This is a genomic window from Propionibacterium ruminifibrarum (assembly GCF_900289195.1).
Taxonomy (GTDB): Bacteria; Actinomycetota; Actinomycetes; order Propionibacteriales; family Propionibacteriaceae; genus Propionibacterium; species Propionibacterium ruminifibrarum.
Genome location: NZ_OMOH01000004.1, coordinates 349248 through 356455, shown reverse-complemented (window position 1 = coordinate 356455; position 7208 = coordinate 349248). Strand labels below are relative to the sequence as shown.

Annotated in this window: 7 protein-coding genes; 4 read left to right on the top strand and 3 right to left on the bottom strand. The window is 70.6% G+C overall.

Annotation, left to right across the window (positions count from 1 at the left end; all coding sequences use genetic code 11):
* The first annotated feature begins 116 nt into the window (after positions 1-116).
* On the top strand, positions 117-1952 hold the full coding sequence (locus tag PROPJV5_RS06865) for a tetratricopeptide repeat protein (RefSeq protein WP_182858610.1): 1836 nt from the start codon (positions 117-119) through the stop codon (positions 1950-1952).
* A 284-nt stretch (positions 1953-2236) separates the two neighbouring features.
* Here PROPJV5_RS06865 and PROPJV5_RS06860 read toward each other — a convergent pair whose 3' ends face one another.
* Positions 2237-2515 carry an acylphosphatase gene (locus PROPJV5_RS06860; RefSeq protein WP_119715583.1) on the bottom strand — a complete coding sequence of 93 codons (279 nt, stop codon included), beginning with the start codon at positions 2513-2515 and terminating at the stop codon, positions 2237-2239.
* 292 nt (positions 2516-2807) lie between these two features.
* Positions 2808-4031, bottom strand: coding sequence for an acetyl-CoA hydrolase/transferase family protein (locus PROPJV5_RS06855; RefSeq protein ID WP_119715582.1), 1224 nt, complete (start codon positions 4029-4031; stop codon positions 2808-2810).
* Positions 4032-4255: 224 nt separating this feature from the next.
* Between PROPJV5_RS06855 and PROPJV5_RS12525 the strand changes: the two genes are divergently transcribed.
* Entirely contained in the window at positions 4256-4399 is a 144-nt protein-coding gene (locus PROPJV5_RS12525; protein WP_182858609.1) for a hypothetical protein, read from the top strand.
* Positions 4400-4441: 42 nt separating this feature from the next.
* Here PROPJV5_RS12525 and cysE read toward each other — a convergent pair whose 3' ends face one another.
* Positions 4442-5233, bottom strand: coding sequence for a serine O-acetyltransferase (gene cysE, locus PROPJV5_RS06850; RefSeq protein WP_119715581.1), 792 nt, complete (start codon positions 5231-5233; stop codon positions 4442-4444).
* A 149-nt stretch (positions 5234-5382) separates the two neighbouring features.
* Between cysE and PROPJV5_RS06845 the strand changes: the two genes are divergently transcribed.
* Together PROPJV5_RS06845 and PROPJV5_RS06840 are read left to right on the top strand one after the other, a co-directional pair.
* Positions 5383-6495 carry an ABC transporter permease gene (locus PROPJV5_RS06845; RefSeq protein ID WP_119715580.1) on the top strand — a complete coding sequence of 371 codons (1113 nt, stop codon included), beginning with the start codon at positions 5383-5385 and terminating at the stop codon, positions 6493-6495.
* Positions 6492-7205: an ABC transporter ATP-binding protein gene (locus PROPJV5_RS06840; RefSeq protein ID WP_119715579.1), complete on the top strand. Its 714-nt coding sequence runs from the start codon at positions 6492-6494 to the stop codon at positions 7203-7205. The genes PROPJV5_RS06845 and PROPJV5_RS06840 overlap by 4 nt, the downstream gene beginning before the upstream one ends.
* Positions 7206-7208 lie beyond the last annotated feature (3 nt).

The following is a 7208-nucleotide window of genomic DNA, read 5'->3' as shown; positions in this document are numbered from 1 at the left end:
TGGAACGGGTCTCCTGTCAACAGATGAACGGTTTCAGCACCACCCATCGTGCCGGACAGAGACCCGTTCCCCACCCCCAGCGCCCACAACGTCATGACCCACAACACCTAACCCCCATGCCCCTCACCCCGGGCGTCGCCGGATCCCGCAGCGTCTTCGCCCCCGACGGCGACTCGCAGCACCCGCTGTCTCCCGGGCCGGACGAGATCGCGGACGCCGGCGTCATGGATCTCATGGGGCTGGCCGACCGCATCGTACGCTGGGGAGGGCTCAGCGCAGAGCGTGCCCTGCTGGCGCGCTGGCGCGAGCTGCGAGAGAAGGCGATCGAGCAGGCCGACATCAGCGATGACCCGGACTTCCAGGAGCAGGTCGCGCTCGCCGAGCTCAACATCACCGGCCTCGACCCCGACCTGCGGGTCTCGGCCGAACTGGAGAGCAACGAGACCGGCATCCGCCTGCTGCAGGCCAGTGGTCGACCCGACAGGGCGCTCGGTGTCGAGTACTGGCTGGCCATGACGATCACCCACGACCAGGATCGTGCTGACGAACTGCTCGCCCGCATCCGCGCCACGGGCTCACCCGGCCGTGTCCTGTCGGCGCTCAACCACACGCCGCTCGACGCCGACTCCCCGGAGGCCTGCCGGCAGCGCCGCGAGGAACTGCTCGCGCTGGGGGTCACACCCGGCTCCGAGCCCCGGGAACGCAATGCCCTCGGCCACCTGCTGCTGCAGGCCGGTTCGGCGCCCGACCTGGTGCACAGCACCTGGGGCGAGGTGGAGTCCTACTTCCCCGACCCCGATGAATTCCCCTCGATCAGGCAGCACCTGGGCATGTCCAGGATCTCGACCCTGTGGAACGCGGACGAGCGCGACGAGGCGATGGCGGTGTGCGACAGGCTCATCGAGTACCACTCGCGGATGGGCACGATCGGTTTCCTCGCCAACGCACTGGGCCAGCGGGCGCTCATGAGCGAGACGTGCGGCGACGCCCCCGAGGCGGAGCACTACTACCAGAGGGCACTCGCCGCCGCCCAGGCCTCCGGCAGGAGGGCCGTCGTGACCAACGTCCGGTGGGACCTGGCCGACCTGCTCATGCGCCAGGGCAGGACCGTGGAGGCCATCGAGATCGTCGAGCAGGCCCTGGCGGACCTGGAGATCCCCGACGACCCGTACGTGTCCTGGAGCCCGGACCAGATGCTCTACCAGCGCGCCAACCTGCTGCACATGGGCGCCCGGCTGTGCCAGACGCTGGGGGAGAGCGACCGGGCCGTCTCGCTGGCCCGCCGCGGCGCAGCCGACGCCCAGCAGCTGGACGCCCCGGGAGCCGCGGCCTTCCTGCTCGGGATCGTCGGCGACGAACTGCGCGATGCGGATGCGGTCGAGTCGCTGCGGGCGTACACCCAGGCCGTCGAGCAGGCCCGCGCCGCCGGCGACGAGATGGAACTGCTGAGACTGCAGCGCCGCCGCATGTGGGCGGCGGCCGACGCCGACGGACTGGACGCCGGCCTGGCCGTGCACGCCGAGGCGGCGGAGGCCGGTCAGACGCTGCGCGACCGGGTGCTGGCCGACACCGAGTTCGCGGAACGGACGAACATCGACACCGAGATGACGATGCTCGACGTCGCGATCGACCGGGTGCGGCTGCTGGCCACCCACCGCGCCTACGACCAGGCCCTGAGCGAGCTCGGTGACGCGCCCGAGCAGATCCTCGCCCACGGCAACGAGGAGTTCGCGGCCTCGACACTCGACCTGCGCGCCCGAATCCGGCTGGCCGTCAACGACGAGCGCGGCGCCTTCACCGACATCGCGGCCGGAATGGAGCTGGCCGATCGGATGCAGGACGCCCGGCTGCGCGGCGAGTTCGCCGCCCTCGGCGCCAACTGGCTCGACCGCGAGGGCCGCAGCGACGAGGCCGAACGGTTCTGGGCGGCCAACAACGGCCAGCAGGAATGAGGCGGGAAGGCCCGGCATGTCCTGGCCCGCCCGGCGGGGTGCCCTGCGATGCGTCGCTCTCGTACCCGGCCCACCGAAACCCTGGGCCGGGACCAGACCCGCATTGTGGTGAGGGGCACGTCTGCGCCCAGCCCGCCCGGGTAGGGGGAAGCAAGCTTTGAGTACCGAGAACAAGTACGCGGTGAGTGCCGGCCCGCCCGGGCGGGGGAGAGCATCCAACATCCTCGCACCGGAGAGGGCCCTGGCCGGTTGGGTGGGGGACTGGGGCTCAGTGCGTTGCCGGATCAGCGGACCGTGAACCCGGTCAGGCCCCCCTGCCGCGGCGCCTCGCGCACCCGGAGCCTGCGGACCTGCGCGTAACCGGGCCCCTCCCGCAGCCAGGCCAGGAAGGTCTCGACCACGAGTTCGCCGCCCTGGACGAACATTTCGACGTCGCCGTTCGGCAGGTTCCGCACCCACCCGGTCAGGCCGAGCGCCTCGGCCTGCTGCAGGGTGTGCCAGCGGAAACCGACGCCCTGGACGAGGCCACTGGCCACCACGTGAACGCTCCGTTCAGCACTCATGGCCCGCCCCTTCCCGTCTGTTTGCCGTCGGATCATCTGTTGCGACTCTCGGTGGTGTGGTCCGTGATGCCCGCGGCGACTGCTGTGGCGTGGGAGAAGTCCTCACCATGGTGCGTTCCTGATGCTGGGCCAGGACGTCTAACGAGCAACTGCATCCCGAGGTCCGCATGGTCGCCACTGATCACCCGGTGCGCGCGCAACCAGGCCTCACGCCACGCGGCCTCATCCATGGACAGAGCCTATAGGCCACGCCGCTCCGTTACGAAGGTGAAGATGGTCTGGGCCTGCCCGCTCAGACCTTCAGACCCATCGCCCGACCGGCCTCGCGCAGCTCGTCCCGGGCGTTCGGGTGTGCGGCCTGCTCGATGATCTGCCGGGCCTGCTCGTGCTCGTCGTTGCCGAAGACCTGCGCGATGCCGTTCTCGGTGGCGATCGCGCTCATCTGCAGCGAGGTGACCGGTGAGGCGATCTTCGGTACGACCGTCGACACGTCCGCCTTCGGGTGCCAGCTGTGCAGGGCGATGATCGCCTCGCCGCCCTCGGAGTGCATGGCGCCGACGAGGAAGTCGGTCGAGCCGCCGGTGCCCGAGTAGATGCGGTCGCCGCGGCGGGTCGCGTTCGTCTGCGCGAACAGGTCGACCTGCATGGCCGTGTTGACGCTGACGACCTTCGGGAAGGAGGCGATGACGGCCGGGTCGTTCGTCACCTCGCAGCGCCGCAGCTGCACCCTCGGGTTGTCGTCGGCCCAGTCGTAGAACTCCTGGGTGCCCAGCATGAAGGTGCCGGTGAGCGGGACGTCGGGGTCGAGGGCGCCCGCCCGGTCGAGCAGCATGGCGCCATCGCTGACCAGTTCGCTCCAGAACCGCAGGCCGCGGCGCTGGTGCAGGCAGCCGAGCACCGCGTCGGGCACGGCGCCGATGCCCGCCTGGATGCTCGAACCGTTCTCGACCCGGTCCGCGATGAGTTCGCCCAGCCGCAGTGAGGCGTCGTCGGGGACGGGCTCGGGGATCGTGATCATCGGGTGGTCGATCTCGACGCCGTAGTCGATGTCGTCGACGTCGAGGACGCCGTCGCCGTGAATGAACGGCATCTGCGGGTTCACCTGGGCGACGACGAGCCCGCCACGGGCCCGGACGGCCTCGATGGCGCCGGACATCACCTGCACCTCGATGCCCATGGAGACCTTGCCGTCGCGCGGCGGCGTGGTGTGCAGGACGACCACGTCGGGCGGGCAGGATGTGCGGAACAGCCGCGTCGACAGGGACAGCCGCATCGGGAAGTAGCGGGTGCGGCCCGAGGCGCGCATGGCCGGGCCGAGGAAGATGGTCTCGTGGGTGAGGCCCTCGCGCGAGGGGATGCCCGCGGGGGCGTTGACGCAGAACAGCGCCCAGCGTTCGAGCCGGGCGTCGAAGAGGTTCAGCAGCTCGAGGGGGGTGGAGAAGCTGCCGGGGGCGACAAGTCGTGGTTCGTCGGGAAGGCCTGCGGTCACGGTGCCGAGGTCCTCGGGGCGGATCATTCGCATGGCGTTCAGCGTACCGAGGCCAGGGGCCCGCCCGCTGCGGCCCACGAGCTGAGACGTCCACCCGCCAAGAAGACGCGTGGTCCGGCCGTGGCCCGCCGGAATGGACACCTGGCTCCCCAGCGCCGGACTGCGTTAGCCTTACGTGGCGCGGCGAGCGCACTTGGTGCGCCCGCGGGTTGCGCCGTGACCAACGGCGTTCAGTGTGACAAGGGGTGACGATGGCAAGGAACCAAACCAGGAGACAGCGCGGCGGTGGTGCCTTCCGTGGCGAGGGGCTGCCCGCACTGCTCATCCTGGCCATCGCCAGCGTCCTGTCCGCGGCCGTGCGCGGCTCGAACAGGGGGCGCCGCGACCAGCCCTGACGGGGGCATGCCGCCGCAGCGACGGCGGTCCGCTGTCCGGGGCTAGTCCGCAGCCGCGCCCTCGCCGGGCCTGCCGCTGTCGGACGGGGCGGCCTCGACGGGGGCGTTCGTGACCCTGGCCGGCACCCCGACGACCGTCGCGTGGGCCGGCACGTCCTTGAGCACCACCGAACCGGCACCCACCTGGGCGCCGTCGCCGACCCGGATGTTCCCCAGCACCTTCGCGCCGGCGCCGATGGTCACGCCGCGCCCGATCTTCGGGTGGCGGTCGCCGCCGATCTTGCCGGTGCCGCCGAGCGTCACCTCGTGCAGCATCGAGAAGTCGTCCTCGACCACCGCCGTCTCGCCGATGACGACGCTCGTCGCGTGGTCGAACATGATGCCCTTGCCGATGCGCGCACCGGGGTGGATGTCGACGGCGAAGACCTCCGAGATACGGCTCTGCAGGTACAGGGCCAGCACGGTGCGGCCGGCCACCCAGTAGTGGTGGGCGACCCGGTAGGACTGCAGGGCGTGGAAGCCCTTGAAGAACAGCAGTGGCGTCGAATAGCTGCGGCAGGCCGGGTCGCGGCGCAGCACGGCGCGCAGGTCCTCACGGATCGCCACGCCGATGCCGGGTTCGGCGACGAGGGCGTCGTCGATCAGCCGGCGCAGGCTCATGCTCGACAGCGTCTCGCTGCCCAGCTTGGACGCGAGGATGAAACTGATCGAGTCCTCGAGGCGGTCGTGGTCCAGGATCGAGGCGTGCAGGAAGCTTGCGAGGAGCTGTTCCTCGGCGGCGTCACGCCGCGCCTCTGAGCGGATCAGCTCCCACAGGGGATCCTTGGCAGTCATGCGCTCAATCCTATGGGCGGGCTCCACACGGCGCCCGCTACGCGAGACGGGCGGGAGCCCCGGAACCGTCGCTTCGGCGCCGCGGCTCCGGTTGCTATCCTCGGTGCCAACCCCCGAACGTCAATGGTCACCATCGAGTTCGGAGTCATGTGTTCCTCGCACTGCGTGAAATACGCCATCAACCATCCAAGTTCGCCCTCGCCGTCGCGGTCGTCGCCCTCGTGGCCTACCTCACGTTCTTCCTCGACGGGCTGGCGAACGGCCTGGCCAGCAGTTACCGCACCGGGATCGAGCAGCGCGATGCCGCGGCCGTCGTCATCACCGAGGACTCGAACGAGCAGATCAACGCCTCGTTCCTGAGCCGGGACCAGGTGGAGGCCGGGACCGGTGCGCTGGCCGCCCAGGGGGTCGACGAGCTGGCCCTCGTGGCGGGCACCGCCAGGCCCGTCTCGGGCGCGGCGTCCGGGGAGACGCGCTCCGACCTGTACGTCTTCGGCCTCGACCTCGGTGGCTTCGCCCGCCCCCAGGTGGTCGAGGGCAGGGACGTCGTCGATGCCGCCGACGAGGTCGTCGTCGACGACTCGCTGAAACGCGACGGCTGGGGGCTGGGCACCGTCTTCCAGCTGGTCGGCTCGGAGCACCGGTGGACCGTCGTCGGGTTCACGCACGATGACACCTATACGACGGCGCCGATGGTCTTCGCCGACCGCCAAGCGGTCCTCGCCAACACGCCGAACACCCTCGTCCCCGCGGTCAACGCGCTGCTCGTCCACCACGCGGCATCCGATGAGCAGACCGTCCCCGAACGGACCCGGCAGAGCCTTGACGACGCAGGGCTGCAGGCGCTGAGCACCCAGGAGTTCATCAACACGTTGAGCGGCTACAGCGCTCAGGTCGCCACCTTCTCGCTCATGGTGGCCGCACTCATCGTCATCGCGGCCCTGGTGCTGGCGATCTTCCTGTACGTGCTGAACCTGCAGAAGAAACCCGTCTTCGGCATCATGAAGGCCCGCGGCGTGCCGACGAACTACCTCGTGAGATCGGGTGTCGTCCAGGCCGCCGTGCTGTCGGCGACGGGGGTGCTGGCCGGTTTCGCGCTCACCGCGGCGACCTCGCTCGTCCTGCCCGAGCAGATCCCCTTCCGCGTCATGCCCGGCCAGTACGCGGCGATCCTGGCCGCCTTCGTGCTCTGCTCGGTGATCGGTGGGCTCATCTCGGTTCGTTTCGTGTCACGCATCGACCCCGCGGAGGCGATCGCATGAGCGCCGGGGCGGACAGGGCGCGGCGCGCGGCCCAGGACGGCGCACCCGTGCTCGAACTGTCCGGGGTGAGCAAGCAGTACCGCCAGGGCGACGAGACGATCGACGCCCTGCACGCGACCGACCTGACCGTCCGGGCAGGCGAACTCGTCGGTGTCCTCGGGCCGTCCGGCTCGGGCAAGTCGACGCTGCTGACCGTCATGGGCGGGCTGCGCACCCCGAGCGCGGGCCGGGTCCTCCTGGCGGGCCGGGAGATCACCGGGCTGCCCGAGAAGGAGCGGGCACGGCGACGCCACCGCGAGATGGGTTTCGTCCTGCAGGACGCCGGCTTGGTGCCCTATCTGAGGGTCACCGATCAGCTCGCCCTGCACGACAAGGTGGAACGCACCGCCGCGGATGAGGCGCGGCGGGCCGGGCTGTTGGAGGCCCTGGGCATCGCCGACCACCGGGACAAGTACCCGGAGGAACTGTCCGGCGGCGAACGGCAGAGGGTGGCGATCGCGACGGCGCTGTACCACGACCCGCAGGTCGTCCTGGCGGACGAGCCGACGGCCGCGCTCGACTCGGGACGCGCGAAGGTCGTGGCCCGGCTGCTCGCCGAACAGACCCACGAACGAGGCAGGGCCGCGGTCATGGTGACCCACGACGAGCGGCTGCTGCCGGTGTGCGACCGGGTGCTGCGCATGAGCGACGGGGCCCTGAGCCCCTGCTGACCG